Source organism: Promicromonospora vindobonensis, from assembly GCF_042685865.1.
GTDB classification, from domain to species: domain Bacteria; phylum Actinomycetota; class Actinomycetes; order Actinomycetales; family Cellulomonadaceae; genus Promicromonospora; species Promicromonospora vindobonensis.
In genome coordinates this window covers 2056069-2072337 of the sequence record NZ_JBHUOG010000001.1, presented here as the reverse complement: position 1 = coordinate 2072337, position 16269 = coordinate 2056069, and the positions used below count along the sequence as shown (strand labels likewise).

Annotated in this window: 14 protein-coding genes; 11 read left to right on the top strand and 3 right to left on the bottom strand. The window is 70.0% G+C overall.

What is annotated here, in order from left to right; translation table 11 throughout:
• Positions 1-4: 4 nt before the first annotated feature.
• From ACFS27_RS09410 to ACFS27_RS09385, 6 genes are all read left to right on the top strand, one after another.
• Positions 5-1006 carry a carbohydrate ABC transporter permease gene (locus ACFS27_RS09410; protein WP_377182250.1) on the top strand — a complete coding sequence of 334 codons (1002 nt, stop codon included), beginning with the start codon at positions 5-7 and terminating at the stop codon, positions 1004-1006.
• Between the two features lie 23 nt (positions 1007-1029).
• Entirely contained in the window at positions 1030-1890 is an 861-nt protein-coding gene (locus tag ACFS27_RS09405; protein ID WP_377183667.1) for a carbohydrate ABC transporter permease, read from the top strand.
• Between the two features lie 89 nt (positions 1891-1979).
• Positions 1980-4430, top strand: coding sequence for a beta-xylosidase/alpha-l-arabinosidase (locus ACFS27_RS09400; protein WP_377182248.1), 2451 nt, complete (start codon positions 1980-1982; stop codon positions 4428-4430).
• Positions 4431-4529: 99 nt separating this feature from the next.
• Positions 4530-4892 (top strand): RNA-binding S4 domain-containing protein, encoded by a 363-nt coding sequence (locus tag ACFS27_RS09395; RefSeq protein ID WP_377182246.1) that lies wholly within the window; start codon positions 4530-4532, stop codon positions 4890-4892.
• 131 nt (positions 4893-5023) lie between these two features.
• Positions 5024-8083, top strand: coding sequence for a S8 family serine peptidase (locus ACFS27_RS09390; RefSeq protein WP_377182244.1), 3060 nt, complete (start codon positions 5024-5026; stop codon positions 8081-8083).
• Positions 8084-8173: 90 nt separating this feature from the next.
• Positions 8174-9310: a dipeptidase gene (locus tag ACFS27_RS09385; protein ID WP_377182242.1), complete on the top strand. Its 1137-nt coding sequence runs from the start codon at positions 8174-8176 to the stop codon at positions 9308-9310.
• Position 9311: 1 nt separating this feature from the next.
• On the opposite strand, the gene ACFS27_RS09380 is transcribed toward ACFS27_RS09385, so the two are convergent.
• On the bottom strand, positions 9312-9584 hold the full coding sequence (locus ACFS27_RS09380; RefSeq protein ID WP_253870913.1) for a hypothetical protein: 273 nt from the start codon (positions 9582-9584) through the stop codon (positions 9312-9314).
• 230 nt (positions 9585-9814) lie between these two features.
• A complete protein-coding gene (locus ACFS27_RS09375) occupies positions 9815-10357 on the bottom strand; it encodes a GNAT family N-acetyltransferase (RefSeq protein ID WP_377182240.1) in 543 nt (180 codons plus the stop codon).
• A 168-nt stretch (positions 10358-10525) separates the two neighbouring features.
• On the opposite strand from ACFS27_RS09375, the gene dnaK reads away from it, so the two are divergent.
• The 5 genes from dnaK to ACFS27_RS09350 all read left to right on the top strand — a co-directional run bounded on the left by dnaK (position 10526) and on the right by ACFS27_RS09350 (position 15190).
• Positions 10526-12391 carry a molecular chaperone DnaK gene (gene dnaK, locus ACFS27_RS09370; protein ID WP_377182238.1) on the top strand — a complete coding sequence of 622 codons (1866 nt, stop codon included), beginning with the start codon at positions 10526-10528 and terminating at the stop codon, positions 12389-12391.
• Complete coding sequence (grpE, locus tag ACFS27_RS09365; protein ID WP_377182236.1) at positions 12388-13083, top strand: nucleotide exchange factor GrpE; 696 nt, start codon at positions 12388-12390, stop codon at positions 13081-13083. Before dnaK ends, grpE begins: the two co-directional genes overlap by 4 nt.
• 77 nt (positions 13084-13160) lie before the next feature.
• Positions 13161-14174 carry a DnaJ C-terminal domain-containing protein gene (locus ACFS27_RS09360; protein WP_377182234.1) on the top strand — a complete coding sequence of 338 codons (1014 nt, stop codon included), beginning with the start codon at positions 13161-13163 and terminating at the stop codon, positions 14172-14174.
• Positions 14175-14268: 94 nt separating this feature from the next.
• Positions 14269-14721, top strand: coding sequence for a heat shock protein transcriptional repressor HspR (locus ACFS27_RS09355; protein WP_377182232.1), 453 nt, complete (start codon positions 14269-14271; stop codon positions 14719-14721).
• Between the two features lie 160 nt (positions 14722-14881).
• On the top strand, positions 14882-15190 hold the full coding sequence (locus ACFS27_RS09350; protein ID WP_377182230.1) for a DUF1540 domain-containing protein: 309 nt from the start codon (positions 14882-14884) through the stop codon (positions 15188-15190).
• 124 nt (positions 15191-15314) lie between these two features.
• On the opposite strand, the gene ACFS27_RS09345 is transcribed toward ACFS27_RS09350, so the two are convergent.
• Positions 15315-16112 carry a hypothetical protein gene (locus tag ACFS27_RS09345; RefSeq protein WP_377182228.1) on the bottom strand — a complete coding sequence of 266 codons (798 nt, stop codon included), beginning with the start codon at positions 16110-16112 and terminating at the stop codon, positions 15315-15317.
• Positions 16113-16269 lie beyond the last annotated feature (157 nt).

The following is a 16269-nucleotide window of genomic DNA, read 5'->3' as shown; positions in this document are numbered from 1 at the left end:
GCCGGTGACGTCAACAGCCCGGGGCGGGCGCGACAGGGTGAACCGTGCGAGGGTGAGCTCGGCGTGGCGCAAGCGCCTCGAGATCGCATTCTTCGTCACGCCTGCCCTGGCGCTGTTCGCACTCTTCGTGATCTGGCCGATCATCACGGCGGTCCAGCTGTCGGTGTTCCGCTGGAAGGGCTTCGGCCCGCTGGTCGACTTCGTCGGCCTACGGAACTACCTGACGGTGCTGAACGACGACGTCTTCGTCGACGCGGTGGTCCACAACCTGATCATCGTCGGCGGCTCCATCGCCATACAGCTCCCGCTGGGCCTGGCCATCGCGTTGCTGCTCAACCGCAAGATGTGGGGCCAGGGTCTCCTGCGCACGATCATCTTCGTGCCGTACGTGCTGGCAGAGGTCATCGCCGGCGTGGTCTGGTTCCAGCTGCTGCAGCCGCAGTACGGCGTCATCGACAACCTGCTCGGCTCGATCGGGCTGGAAGCCCCCGAGCAGGGCTGGCTCGGTGACCCGGACCTCGCGCTGTGGACCGTGCTGGTCGTGCTCACCTGGAAGTACCTCGGCCTGGCCGTGATCCTGTTCCTCGCGGGCCTGCAGAGCGTTCCGGAGGAGCTCTACGAGGCGGCCCAGCTCGACGGCGCCACGTGGTGGCAGGTGCAGCGCAGGATCACCGTCCCGCTGCTCGGCCCGACCATGCGCACCTGGGCGTTCCTGTCGATGATCGGGTCGCTCCAGCTCTTCGACATGGTGTGGATCCTGACCGGCGGCGGCCCCGCCAACTCGACGACCACGATGGCGACCTACCTCATCAACCAGGGCACCCAGAGCCAGAACTTCGGTATCGCGGGGGCCGCCTCCGTGATCCTGTTCGTCATCGCGCTCATCATGGCCGTCCTCTACCAGCAGCTCGTCCTGAGCCGGGACACGCGGCCCGACGTGGTGACGCGGAAGAAGCGGCCCGACGTCGTGACGCGGACGAAGAAGACGAAAAAGGTGATCCGGTGAGCGCTCCGAACGCGCACGTCCTGATGCGCGCCCCCAGTACCCGTGGCCGGACCCGGAAGGGTCGTTCCTTCGGGGGTGGGAGCCCGCTCGTCTACGCGATCTCCCTCGTGGTCGTGGCCCTCACCCTCGGGCCGGTGCTCTACGGCGTGCTGGGCGGTTTCCGCACCAACGCGCAGATCGCCGAGGACCCGTCCGGACTGCCGAGCCCCTGGGTGCTCGACAACTACGTCGGTGTCCTGACCGGCGCCAGCTTCTGGCAGTACGCGCTCAACTCCACGGTCGTCGCGGTGCTGACCACTGCGATCACCGTGGTGTTCGGGGTGATGGCCGCCTACCCGCTCGCCCGGTACGAGTTCAAGGGCCGCGAGGGACTGTTCATGGTCTTCGTCGTCGGCCTGCTCTTCCCCGCCACCGTGGCGATCGTCCCGCTGTTCATCCTCATCACGCAGAACCTCCAGCTGGGGAACACGTGGATCGGCGTGGCGCTGCCGCAGGCGGCGTTCGCCCTGCCCGTGACCGTCGTGATCCTGCGGCCGTTCCTTGCGGCGCTCCCGAAGGAGCTCGAGGAGGCGGCGCAGCTCGACGGCACGTCCCGGATCGGCTTCTTCTGGCGCATCCTGCTGCCGCTGTCCGGTCCAGGGATGGTGACGGTCGGCGTGCTCGCCTTCGTCGGGTCGTGGAACGCCTACCTGCTGCCGCTGCTCCTGCTGCAGTCGGACATGCGGACGCTCCCGCTCGGTGTCGCCGACTTCTCGTCGGAGCACGCGTCGGACACCGCGGGCGTGTTCGCCTTCACGACCCTCGCGATGATCCCGGCCCTGGTGTTCTTCCTCGCCATGCAGAAGCGGATCGTCGGCGGCCTCACGGGAGCCGTCAAGGGTTGAGCGGGCGGAGCCGCCGCGCAGGCAGGTCACGCTCCGGGCGGACCACGTTTCAAGCAGGGCTGACACAAGCAGGTCTAGAAAGGAAATCGATGACGGAGCTGCCGGTGGCACTTCAGGGGATGCCCGAGGTGTCGGAGCGCGTGCGCGCGCTGCACGCACAGATGACTCTCGAGGAGAAGCTGGCACAGCTGGTCGGGTACTGGCTGGACCAGGGCGGCAACGTCGTGGCACCGATGCAGGGCGAGATGGCCGGTGTCCGCGCCTCCTCCTCGCTCCCGGAGATCACGAAGAACGGCCTTGGTCACTACACCCGCGTGTACGGCACGCGGCCGGTCGACCCGGTCGAGCGGGCCGCGTGGCTGTGGGGCGAGCAGCGGAGGCTGAAGCGCGAGACGCGTCTCGGGATCCCTGCCCTGGTCCACGAGGAGTGCCTCACGGGTCTGGCCGCCTGGCAGGCGGCGACCTTCCCGACGCCGCTGGCGTGGGGAGCGTCGTTCGACCCGGACCTCGTGGCCGACATGGGCAGGGTCATCGGTGAGTCCATGCGCGAGCTGGGCATCCACCAGGGCCTGGCTCCCGTCCTCGACGTCGTCCGTGACCCCCGCTGGGGCCGCGTCGACGAGTGCATCGGCGAGGACCCGTACCTCGTCGGCACGGTCGGCACCGCGTACGTCCGCGGGATCCAGGGCGCCGGGGTGCACGCGACGCTCAAGCACTTCGTCGCCTACTCCGGGTCCAAGGCGGGACGCAACCACGCCCCGGTGAGCGCGGGCCCCCGCGAGATCGCCGACATCTACCTGCCGCCGTTCGAGATGGCTGTGCTCGACGGCGGGGTACGCAGCGTCATGGCGTCGTACAACGACGTCGACGGCGTGCCCATGCACTCGTCGCGCGAGTACCTCACGGACCTGCTCCGCGAGCAGTGGGGGTTCGACGGCGTGGTGGTCGCCGACTACTTCGGCGTCGCGTTCCTGAGCGTCATGCATGCCATAGCGGCCGACCGGGGCGCTGCTGCCGCAGCGGCTCTCGAAGCGGGTGTCGACGTCGAGCTGCCGTCGGGCGACGCGTACCTCGAGCCGCTCGCCGCGCTCGTCATGGACGGGACGGTGCCGGTAGAGGTCGTGGACCGGTCGGTGCTGCGCGCGCTCAAGCAGAAGGAGGAGCTCGGTCTCCTCGAGCCCGACGCGTTCGAGGACGCGCCGCCCGCCGTCGTCGACCTGGACTCGCCCGAGCACCGCGACGTCGCCAGGCGTCTCGCCGAGGAGTCGGTGGTGCTGCTCTCGAACGACGGCGTGCTGCCGCTCGGCGGGTGGGACGACAAGCCGGCCCGCGTGGCGGTGATCGGCCCCAACGCCGCCCGTCCGGAGGCGCTGATGGGCTGCTACTCGTTCGCGAACCATGTGCTCGCGCACTTCCCGGGAGTTCCGGCAGGGTTCGACATCCCGTCCGTCGCCGACGCCCTGGCCGAGGAGTTCGACCGCGCGGGCCTGCCGGCTCCCGAGCTCACGTTCGCGGAGGGCTGCGCCGTCGAGGGTGACGACACGTCAGGGTTCGCCGAGGCCGTCGCCGCGGCCGAGGCTGCCGACGTGGCGGTGGTCGTCGTGGGTGACCAGGCCGGGTTGTTCGGCCGCGGCACCGTGGGCGAGGGCAACGACAGCGAGTCGCTGGAGCTGCCCGGGGTCCAGCGCGAGCTCGTCGAGGCGGTGCTCGCAGCGGGCAAGCCCGTCGTCATGGTGATGATCACCGGCCGTCCCTACGCGGTGGGCTGGGCGCTCGATCCCTCGGCCGACGAGGCAGGGGGCAGGCGGCCGGGCGCTGTGCTCCAGTCGTTCTTCCCTGGCGAGGAGGGCGGCACAGCGCTCGCGGGTGTCATCTCCGGCCGGGTGAACCCCTCCGGGCGGCTGCCCGTGTCGCTCCCGCGCTCCACCGGCTCCCAGCCGTACTCGTACCTGCACCCGATCCTCGGCGGGGCGTCGGAGGTGACGGCCACCGACTCGACGCCGGTGCGCGCCTTCGGGTTCGGCCTGTCGTACACGACGTTCGCGCGCGAGCTGGTCTCCGTCGACCCGGCCGTCGAGGCGGGCGGCAGGTTCAGCGCCGTCGTGACGGTCACGAACACCGGTCCGGTGGCCGGGTCCGACGTCGTGCAGCTCTACGGCCACGACGTGGTGGGGTCTGTCGCGCGACCCACGGCGCAGCTGCTCGGCTACCACCGGGTCACGCTGGAGCCGGGGGAGTCCACGACCCTCACGTTCGACGTGCCGACCGCTCGGTTCGCGTTCACCGACCGCAGGATGGTGCGCGTGGTCGAGCCCGGTGACGTCGAGGTGTGGGTCGGCGCGCACGCGGCCGACAGCGTTGTCAGGGTGGTGGCAGAGGGTATCGCCGACCTGAACGAGCCGAACGACGCACCGGTCGTGGACCCGGTCGCAGGCACGGTCGTCGCACCACCGGCGGCCCGCAGGGTGGTCACGATCACGGGCGACGTCCACGAGGTCACCACGTCCGACCCCAGATGGGTCGTCACGACGACCGACTGACCGTCCCGCTCGCTGAGTGCTGGGTATGTGCGGGTCTCGCGGCCGCTACGGCACAGATACCCAGCACTCAACGAGCTGGTGCGGTGGGAGGATGGCCCGATGCGCATCGATGTCTGGCTGTGGGCGGTGCGACTGACCAAGAGCCGGTCGGTCGCCGCCGACCTGTGCCGCAGCGGCAAGGTCCGCATCAACGGCAAGGTCGCCAAGGCCTCTGCGTCCGTCGCCGTCGGTGATCGGGTGACGTGGCGCGACCCCCTGCGAGACCGCGACATCGAGGTCGTGGAGCTCCTTCCCAAGCGGGTCGGCGCGCCGATCGCGGCCAAGGCCTACCTGGACCACAGCCCTGCGCTGCCGACGCGCGTCGAGCGGGAGGCGGTGGGCCTGCGTGACCGCGGGGCCGGGCGCCCCACCAAGCGTGAGCGGCGCGAGATCGACCGGTTGCGCGGTCGGCAAGAACCCTGAAAATCACCCGGGTGAGTTCTCGGCACTTTCGGACATTTTCCTGAGCACTGGCGATACCTTCACGGCATATTCCCTGCCTCGTGCAGGTCCAGTGCGCTCTGGTCCGCCGGGCGCCCCAGCCTGGAGAACCTATGCATCCTCGCGCCCCACGTCGTACCGGGACCCTGGCCGCGGCCACCGTCCTGGCCCTCCTGGCAGTACCGAGCGCGGCCGTCGCCGCCCCGGATCCCGGCACCGATCCGGCCGCGGGCGGCCCGCGCAGCAGCCACGCCCCGCAGGCGCGCCCCGGCGTCGACCCGGTCGACAAGATCACCCCAGCGGCCACGAAGGCCTTCCGCGCCCGGGGTACCACCGACTTCTGGCTGCGGTTCGCCGACGAACCGGACCTGACGGCGGCCAAGGCGATCACGAGCTGGAGCGAGCGCGGCGAGTACGTCTACGAGACTCTCGTCGCGACGGCGGACGCCGCGCAGGAGCAGGCGATCGCCGAGCTGGAGAGGTCCGGCGCCGAGTACACCTCCTACTGGGGGACCAACGCGATCCTGGTCGAGAACGGTTCGCTCGACCAGGCGGTGGAGCTCGCGGCGGACGCGGAGGTCCTGGAGGTGCGGCCGACGACACTGCACGCGCTGGACGAGCCGGAGGCCACGGACGTCGCGGCGCCGGACGCGGCCGCGCGGTCGACCTACGGCATCAAAGCGATCAACGCGGACGAGGTGTGGAACCTTGGCTTCACCGGTGACGGCATCGTCGTGGCGGGCCTGGACTCCGGCGTGGACCGCACCCACCCAGCACTGTCCGCGCAGTACCGCGGCGCCTCGTCGGGCAGCAACTACAACTGGTTCGACGCCGCGGGGGCCGGTGAGGCCGTCCCGCTCGACGACGACGGGCACGGCACCCACACGATGGGCACCATGGTCGGCACCGACGACGGCGCGATGAACATCGGCGTCGCGCCTGGCGCGCAGTGGATCGCGACCAACGGCTGCGCCGACCAGTGCGCGGACGCGGCGCTCATCGCGTCGGGGGAGTGGCTCCTCGCGCCCACCCGCACCGACGGCACCGGTGCCGACCCGGCCCAGCGGCCGCACATCGTGAACAACTCGTGGGGCCTGTCCCTGTCGAGCGACCCGTTCATGGAGGACGTGATCGGCGCCTGGGAGGCGGCGGGCATGTTCAGCACCTGGGCGAACGGCAACGAGGGCGAGTTCGGCTGCGAGTCGTCCGGCTCGCCGGGCTCGCGGCAGGCGTCCTACTCGGTGGGCGCGTTCACCGTCGACGGTGAGATCGCCGACTTCTCCTCCCGCGGACCGGGGCAGAGCGGCACCGTGAAGCCCGACATCGCAGCACCTGGCGCGGGCGTCCGGTCAGCCGTTCCCGGTGGTGGCTTCGCACAGTGGTCCGGTACGTCCATGGCGGCGCCGCACGTCGCGGGCGCCGTCGCGCTCCTGTGGGAAGCTGTGCCGGAGCTCGTGGGCGACGTCGCCCGCACCCGCGCCATCCTTGACGGCTCCGCGCAGGACGTGGCTGACACGTCCTGCGGCGGCAGCACCGACGACAACAACGTGTGGGGCGAGGGCAAGCTCGACGTCCTCGCGGCTTACGAGCTGGCGCAGGACGAGCGCTTCACCGAGACGCCGGCCCCGGAGATCGGTGAGCTCGCCCCGCAGGTGGGGGGCATGCTGGCCGTCGAGCCGGACCCGGTCTGGAACCCCGCCGCCACGTTCACCTACCAGTGGCGTCGTGACGGCAAGATGATCTCGGGTGCGGACAGGTTCGTGTACCAGCCGCAGCCCGCGGACGCCGGAGCCCGGATCACCGTCACCGTCGTCGGCTCGGCCGACGGCTACATCCCGACCGCGGTGACGAGCGAGCCGACCGGGCCGATCGCCAAGGGGGCACTGAGGACCAGCGCCCCGACGATCTCGCCGACGGCCCGCGTGGGCGAGACGCTCTACGGGCGTTCGGGCACGTGGACCTCCGGCACCACGTTCACCTACCAGTGGCTGGCGAACGGGACACCGATCGCTGGGGCCACCGGCTTCACGTTCGTCCCCACGAGCGCGCACCGGGGCAAGCAGCTCACCGTCACCCTCACGGGCAAGCGGGCGGGCTACGTGTCCGACACCCGCACGAGCCCCGCCGTCACGGTGGGCTACGGGGCGTTCTCCACGAGGTACCCCCGCATCATCGGGGACACCACTCCCGGCCGGACCGTGAAGGCCTCGACTCCCCAGTGGGCGCCCTCGCGGAGCACGACCAGCTACACGTGGAAGATCGACGGCAACGTGATCCGAGGGGCGACGGGGTCGTCGTTCACGGTCCCGTCGAGGTACGCGACCGGTCGCGTGCTCACCGTCTCGGTCAAGGGCCAGCGCGCCGGATACACCGCCAAGTCGCTCGAGTCGATCGGCTACAAGGTCGGCAAGCCGTTCACGAAGAGGCCGTACCCCAAGCTCAGCGGCTCCGCGCGGGTCGGGTCCACGCTGACCCTGAGCCCGGGTAGCTGGAGCCCCTCCGCCTCCCTGTCCTACCGCTGGTACGCCTCTGGCGAACCGATCAACGGCGTGACCGGGAAGACCTACCGGCTCAAGGGCAGCGACTACGGCAAGAAGATCGTGGCGACCGTGACCGCCCGCAAGCCGGGTTACGCGACCACCTCGCGCACCAGCAGCCAGACCGTGGCCGTCGGCAAACCGAGCGCGACCATCCCACCGGACGGCGGGTACCTGGTGGGCAGCAACAGCGTCCCCGCGGGCACCTACGTGGCCGCCGCGGGATCGCGGATGTGCACCTGGGAGCGAGGCTCCCGGTCGACCATCTGGGGCCTGGACTTCGGCTCCGGCCAGCGCATCGCGACGGTGAAGCCCACCGACTACTACTTCTGGTCCGACAGCTGCGGTAGCTGGGCCAAGTACTACTCGGGCATGACGGAGCCGAGGACGCGCACGTCCAACGACGGCGTGTACGTGCTCGGTGACCAGCTCCAGCGCGGCACGTACGTGACGACGGGCCCCGCCGACGAGGACGCGGGCTCCTGCTACTACGCGATCATCGAGGAGTTCATCGGCAAGCCGAACGGCAGCCACCTCGCCGAGTCGGGCAGCGTGACCGACGCGCAGACCATCACGCTGCCGGCCGGCGTGAAGGGCTTCGAGACCGCCAACTGCGCCTGGCAGCGAGTGAGCTGACCTGAGCCGACCCCCGCTGGCGTCAGGCGTGCAGACCACCTCGGTGGTCCGCACGCCTGACGCGTCAGGACGGCCGGTAGCCTCGCCCGCATGACGACCGCAGACCGCCTCACCGCACTCCTCGAGAAGCACCCCGTCTGGGACGGCCACAACGACCTCCCGTGGGAGCTGCGTCAGCAGTCGTCCTACGACCTGGATGCCGTCGACATCGCGCAGCGCCTCACGACCACCCACACCGACCTGCCACGCCTGCGCGACGGCGGCGTCGGCGCCCAGTTCTGGTCCGTGTACGTGCCGTCCAGCCTCGTCGGCGGCGCGGCGGTCACCGCGACGCTCGAACAGATCGACTGCGTGCACCGCATGGTGCGGAAGTACCCGGAGACGCTACGGCTCGCCCGGACCGCCGCCGACGTCGAGCAGGCGTGGAGCGACGGCCGGATCGCCTCGCTCATGGGCGCGGAGGGCGGGCACTCCATCGACGAGTCCCTCGCTGTGCTGCGCATGCTGTACGCGCTCGGCGTCCGGTACATGACGCTCACGCACAACGACAACGTGCCGTGGGCCGACTCCGGCACCGACGAGGAGGTGCTGGGCGGGCTCTCCCCGTTCGGTGAGGACGTGGTGCGCGAGATGAACCGCCTCGGCATGCTCGTCGACCTCTCGCACACCTCGGCGGGCACCATGCGGCACGCGCTGCGCGTCACCTCGGCCCCGGTCATCTTCAGCCACTCGAGCGCGCGCGCCGTCTGCGACGTCCCCCGCAACGTGCCCGACGACGTCCTGCGCGACCTCGCCACCAACGGCGGCGTCTGCATGGTGACGTTCGTGCCGCAGTTCGTGTCGCCCGCCGTTGCCGAGTGGCGAGCGGCCGGCGCGGAGGAGGCCGCCGCCCAGGGCATCAAGAACACCGACATCGGGGCGTTCGAGCCGTTCATGGCGCGGTGGCGGGCCGCGCACCCCCAGCCGCGCACCACGCTGTCCGACGTCGTCGCGCACGTCGAGCACGTCCGCGAGGTCGCGGGCGTCGACCACGTGGGCCTGGGCGGGGACTACGACGGCACGCCCACGCTGCCGGAAGGCCTCGAGGACGTGACGGGCTACCCCACCCTGCTGGCGGCGCTCGCGGAGAACGGCTGGTCCGACGCCGACCTCGGCAAGCTGGCCAGCGCGAACATGCTGCGCGTGCTCAGGGACGCCGAGCTGGTGGCTGCGCCGACCGAACGCTGACTCAGCCGGGGAGCTGGACCACCTTGCGCTGGAAGCCCAGGGCCACCTTCTGCAGGGACTCGAGCGGTTCCTGCTCGTTGTGGTAGCTGATCTGCCGCAGCATCGAGCCGGACGAGGCGAGCAGCGCGACGATCACGTCGCGTGCGTCCTCGCGCGTCTCGAGGGCCTCCTGCAGCAGGTCCTGGACGTGAGGTGATCTGAGGCCGTCTTCCTCCGGATCGAGCAGAGCTGTCAGGAGCGCAATCGACAACGAGCTTCCGTGGATGCTTGCCATGGTGGTCTCCCCCCGTCGGGGCCCGGGGTTCCCGGGCATCAGGCCCCCGCGGGCAGGCCCGCGGGGTACTCGTCCGATGCCCCACCCCCTGTGGCCTCGGTCGTGCACCCTTGTGTACCGCAGGTCAGAGCGTCGCGCCTGTTGACAGGGGCGAAACAGGGTCGACGACGGCGTGTCGTGCCGCAGGGGTGTCGCAGCCCCACGGGCCGCCCCTCGTCGACCGGGTCCGCTCAGCCGTGCAGGATCAGCTGGAACAGGACGTGGTCCTGCCACTGCCCGCCGATCTTGAGATAGCTGGGCGCGAAGCCGATCCTCTCGAAGCCGAGCCGAGCCAGCACCGCCTGCGACGCCTCGTTGTGCGGGAGCGTCGCCGCCTGCAGGCGATGCAGACCGAGCTCGTCACGTGCGTGGACCACCAGCGCCTCGATGGCGCCCGTCATCAGGCCCCGGCCGGTGAACCGGGCGTCGAGCCAGTAGCCGACGTGCCCGTTCTGGAAGGCGCCGCGCACGATGTCGGTGAGGTTCAGCCGGCCGACGATCTCGCCGTCCGCCTCCAGCACCGTGTGCAGCGCGCGGCCCGTCGAGTTCTCCAGGACCTGCGCCCAGAGGCGGTCCTTGTGCCACTCCTCCGTGTAGAACTCCTCGGGCCGCGCGGGGTCCCACGGCGCCAGGTGCTCACGGTTGCGGGCGTAGCCGTGGGCGAGGGCCGCTGCGTCGTCCTTGGTCAGCTCGCGCAGCGTGACGTCGTCGGTCAGGGCGATCTCGAAGGGCATGGCGAACACCATAATCCGGCGCCGGTCGCCCTTCCGTCGCGGGAACCATCCGAGCCCGGTGGAGGTTGAGTGAAGCAGGCTCAACTTTGCGGGTCCGGGCTTGCTTCTTCGCGATCTCCGGCTTAAGTTGAGTGCAGAAGACTCAACCTGTCGTAGGAAGGTAGCAATATGGCACGCGCAGTAGGTATCGACCTCGGCACCACGAACTCGGTGGTGTCGGTCCTCGAAGGCGGAGAGCCCACCGTCATCGCCAACGCGGAGGGCTCGCGGACCACCCCGTCGGTGGTCGCGTTCTCCAAGACCGGCGAGGTCCTCGTGGGCGAGGTCGCCAAGCGTCAGGCGGTCACGAACGTGGACCGCACCATCTCGTCGGTCAAGCGCCACATGGGCACCGACTGGTCCCAGGACATCGACGACAAGAAGTACACGCCGCAGGAGATCTCCGCGCGCATCCTCGGCAAGCTCAAGCGCGACGCCGAGGAGTACCTGGGCGAGCCCGTCACGGAGGCCGTGATCACGGTCCCCGCGTACTTCAACGACGCCGAGCGCCAGGCCACGAAGGACGCCGGCCAGATCGCCGGCCTCGACGTCAAGCGCATCGTCAACGAGCCCACCGCCGCCGCCCTCGCCTACGGCCTCGACAAGGGCAAGGAGGACGAGCTCATCCTGGTCTTCGACCTGGGTGGTGGCACGTTCGACGTCTCCCTGCTCGAGGTGGGCAAGGACGAGGACGACTTCTCGACCATCCAGGTGCGCGCCACGTCCGGTGACAACCGGCTCGGCGGCGACGACTGGGACTTCCGCGTCGTCGAGCACCTCATCAAGCAGGTGAAGAACTCCTCCGGTGTCGACCTGTCGAAGGACAAGATCGCGCTGCAGCGCCTCCGCGAGGCCTCGGAGCAGGCCAAGAAGGAGCTCTCGTCCGCGACGAGCACCAACATCTCGATGCAGTACCTCTCGATGAGCGAGAACGGCCCCATCCACCTGGACGAGAAGCTCACACGCGCTCAGTTCCAGCAGATGACCCAGGACCTCATCGACCGCACCAAGGCCCCGTTCCACGCGGTCATCCGCGACGCGGGCATCTCGGTCTCCGACATCGACCACGTCGTGCTCGTGGGTGGCTCCACCCGGATGCCCGCCGTGACCGAGGTCATCAAGGAGCTCACGGGCGGCCGCGAGCCGAACAAGGGCGTGAACCCGGACGAGGTCGTCGCCGTCGGTGCAGCCCTCCAGGCCGGCGTCATCTCCGGCGACCGCAAGGACGTCCTGCTGATCGACGTCACTCCGCTGTCCCTCGGCATCGAGACCAAGGGTGGCGTGATGACCAAGCTCATCGAGCGCAACACGGCCATCCCGACCAAGCGCAGCGAGGTCTTCTCCACGGCCGACGACAACCAGCCGTCCGTGGCGATCCAGGTGTTCCAGGGCGAGCGCGAGTTCACGCGTGACAACAAGCCGCTGGGCGTCTTCGAGCTCACCGGTATCGCACCGGCCCCGCGCGGCGTGCCGCAGATCGAGGTCACGTTCGACATCGACGCGAACGGCATCGTGCACGTGTCCGCAAAGGACCGCGGCACGGGCATGGAGCAGTCGATGAAGATCACCGGCGGTTCGGCCCTCCCCAAGGAGGACATCGACCGCATGGTCAAGGACGCCGAGACGCACGCCGAGGAGGACAAGAAGCGTCGCGAGGACGCGGACACCCGCAACCAGGCGGAGACCTTCGCGTACTCCATGGAGAAGCAGATCGCGGACAACCGCGACAAGCTCCCGGCCGAGGTCGTCACCGAGGTCGAGGCGGACATCGCCGCGGTGAAGTCCGCGCTCGAGGGCGAGGACGCCGAGGCCGTGAAGACCTCGTACGAGAAGCTCGGCGCGTCGTCGCAGAAGATCGGCGAGGCGCTGTACTCCGCCGAGCAGCCTGCGGCGCAGGGTGCAGACGGCGGCCCGCAGACGGCGAACGCTCAGTCGGCTCCTGAGGAGGACGTCGTCGACGCCGAGATCGTGGACGATGAGGACGAGCGCAAGTGACCGAAGAGAACCCGCAGGGAACCCCTGAGCCGGATGGCTCGGGGGAGCACCCCTTCCAGTTCAGGGACAAGCGCAAGGTGAACAACTCCGGCGAGCAGAGCCGGCCGGCCGAGCCTGTCGCGTCGGACGACGCAGCGGGCGAGCCCGCGTCGACGGACGAGGCAGCCTCGGCGGCCGAGTCCGCAGAGGCCGAGCAGCAGGCCTCCGGCGACCCGCTGGAGGGGCTCGACTTCGAGCCGTCCGGTGACGCGGCCGAGGCTGCGGCCGTGCTCAAGGCTCAGGCCGAGGCCGCTGAGCACCTCGACGCGCTGCAGCGTGAGCGAGCCAGCTTCACGAACTACCGCAACCGTGCGCTGCGCGACCAGGAGGCGGCACGGAACCGCGGCGTGCAGGACGTGCTGGCGGCGCTGCTGCCCGTTCTCGACGACATCGAGCGCGCCAAGCAGCACGGTGAGCTGAGCGGCGCCATGGCGGCGATCGCGGAGAAGCTCGACCAGAACCTGCAGAAGTTCGGCGTCGAGCGGTTCGGCAAGGTGGGGGAGGAGTTCGACCCCAACCTGCACGAGGCCCTCATGCACTCGACCTCCGCTGACGCGACGTCCGCCACGGTGAACCTCGTGGTGGAGCCGGGCTACAAGATCGGCGACAAGGTGGTCCGGGCGGCACGAGTGGGCGTCGTCGGACCGGAGTGATCTCCCGGTGGCCGAGCTCGTCGAGGCCCAGGCCTCGACGAGCTCGGCCACCGGTAATCGACGCGGAAGGAGGTGCCATGACCGGTCAGGACTGGATGGAGAAGGACTTCTACGCCGTGCTGGGCGTGCCGAAGGACGCCGACGACGCGGCCATCAAGAAGGCCTACCGCAAGCTGGCGCGCCAGTATCACCCCGACCAGAACCAGGGCAACGCGTCTGCTGAGACCAGGTTCAAGGAGATCGGCGAGGCCTACGCGGTGCTGTCCGACCCGGAGCAGCGCCGCCAGTACGACGCCGTGCGTGCCATGGCGGGTGGCGCACGCTTCTCCGCGGGCCCCGGCGGCGCCGGTGCGGGCGGCTTCGAGGACATCATGGGCGCCATGTTCGGTGGCGGCCAGGGGGCGGCCGGGCGGGGCGGACCACGTGTCCGTTACACGCAGGGCGGGAACGCGGGGCCGGGCTTCGAGGACATCCTCGGCTCCATGTTCGGTGGAGCAAGGCCCGGCTACGGTTCGGCGGGCCCCACGGGGTTCACCGCGCCGACCCAGGGCGCCGACATCGTCGCGCAGGTCACCCTGCCGTTCCGCGCGGCGGTGGAGGGCACGACCGCCGAGCTGGAGGTCAACGGCCGCACCATCACGGCCCGGGTCCCTGCGGGCATCAACGACGGCAAGAAGCTTCGTCTCCGTGGCAAGGGCAAGCCGGGTGTCGGCGGGGGCACGCCAGGCGACCTGGTGGTCACCGTGCACGTGGCGCCCCATCCGGTCTGGACGCTGGACGGGCTCGACCTGCGCATGACCGTGCCCGTCACGTTCGCGGAGGCAGCCCTCGGCACCACCCTGAAGGTGCCGACCCTCGACGGTGCGACCGTACGGCTGAAGGTGCCCGCTGGGACACCGTCGGGCAGAGTGCTCCGCGTCAAGGGGCGTGGTGTGCAGACGGCGACCGCGAACGGCGACCTGCTCGTGAGCGTTCAGGTGGTCGTCCCGCAAAAGCTCAGCAAGAAGGCGAGACAGGCGCTCGAGACGTTTGCCGCAGAGAGCGACGGCGAGGACGTACGCGCAGGGCTGGCCGAACGGGCGGCGGAATGACTGTCGGCGCGGTGGGGCATATGTCCCACCGCGCCGAGGTCGGTTAGCCTGCCCGCACGTATAAGCAGAGCGAACGAGACAGGGGGAGGAGTGCATGGTTGACGACGACGCACCCGTGCTCACCGTCTCCAAGGCCGCCAGCCTCGCGGGCATGCACCCGCAGACGCTGCGGCAGTACGACCGCCTCGGCCTGGTGGTGCCCCGGCGCACCCGCGGCAGGGGCCGCCGGTACTCGCGCCGGGACGTGGCGCGTCTGCTCCAGGTGCAGCGGCTCGCGCAGGTCGAGGGCATCAACCTCGCAGGGATCAAGCGCATCCTCGACCTGGAGGCGCACGTCTCGGTGTTGGAGGAGCGCCTGAGTGACCTGCTGATGCGGGTCCAGGAGGAAGGCCGCGTGTTCGCTGCCGGCCCGGACGCCGGCGACGTCGTAGTGGTGCAGCGCGGGCAGCGGGTTCGCAGCACGGCGATGCGGGTCGACCTCGAGCACCGCGCCGTCGGCGGCGGCGCGGTAGTGCTCTGGCGGCCGTCTCCGCGCCGCGAGGGTTGAGCGTCCTCGCTGCGGACCGTAATTTCGGCAACGCAATTCTTTCGTTAATCGAGAAATACGGGCAGAATAGGTAAGGCATTCCTTGCTCTACGGGTTCTGCATTTCCGGAATAGGATCGGCCTATCGGAGATGTCTCAGCGCACCACGCGAGGAGTGAGCCATGAGCACGCTGATGGAAATGCCCGAGGTAGCCGAGTGCTCGATCGACGGATGCGGCTACAACCACGACCACGGCTGCCACGCAGGCGCCGTGACCATCGCCGGGCACAGGGGCGACGCCTCCTGCGCCACGTTCATCCCGCTGAGCACCAAGGGCGGTCTCGAAAAGGTCATCGCCCACGTCGGTGCCTGCCAGCGCGGTGAGTGCACGCACAACGACAACCTGGAGTGCAGCGCCCCGTCGATCCGGGTGGGTGCGGGTCCGGACGACCCGGGGCACGCCGACTGCCTCACCTTCCAGGAGGGTTGACGGGACTTTTTCCGGAAGCCCGTCCTGGAGGGCTGACCGGCCCGGTACGAAGCAGAGCGCCTGCTCGACGTTGAGCAGGCGCTCTTGCTGGGTGAGTTCGGAGGCCTCAGCGGGTTCGGAAACCTCAGCGAGCCAGGTGGTCGAGCAGCAACAGCGCGTCGTCGTGCGTGCCGGGCAGGCGTTCCACCCATACCCGGGTCGGCCTGCGTACCTCTGTGGTGAGGCCGAGCACCTCGGCGTTGCGCTCCACGACGCGGCGCAGCGACTGGCCCAGCTCCGCGGTCGTCGGGCCGCGCTCGCACAGCACCACGAAGGTGCCGTCGTCGACAGCGGCCATTGGATGGCCCTCGCCGAAGACCTGGTGCAGGGTGCGGCCGATCGCCGCGGAGCGCGCGAGCCGTTGCCACGTGTCGAGGCTGTCGAGGCCGACGTCGAGCACGAGCAGGCAGTGGGAGGCTCCAGCGGTCGTACCGCTGCGCTGCGCCGTGCCGTAGGTCTCGCGCAACCGCTCGCCCAGGTACTCGCCCGTCGGTAGGCCGGTCGACGGATCGTGCGTGGCCACCTGGTACGGGACGCGCTCGCGTGCGCCGACCCAGCCGATCGCCGCTGCGCGCAACGCCCCCACGTCGGTAGGGCGGCCGAACGCGGCGTAGAGGCACGCCACGTCGTCCAGCGCCTCGGTGATGCCCGCGCCCACGTCCGCCCGGGCAGCTCCCAGACGTTCTGCGGGCGCGATCACTCCACGGCCCTCTGCCAGTGCTTCGGCAAGCGCTTCCGCGGCTGGGTGCTCCCAGTCGTTCGGCCGGATCCAGACGGACGCCAGACTGGTAGCGCGCCACCGCTCACGCAGGTCATGCACACGCACCCGCGCCTCCTGCTGTGACTCGCTCATGATGAAGGAACCCTCACGGGGATCAATCATGACGCACCTTCAGGGGTGGTGTACCGCACTTCACCCGACGGTCACCCAGGAAATGTTTTTTTCAGCCCCTAGAATCGCGGTGTGGCTCTATAGTCTTTGGCAGGACACGGCCGAGAGTCTGGGTAGACGTGAAGCAAGCCGAGAGCAGCACGGGGGG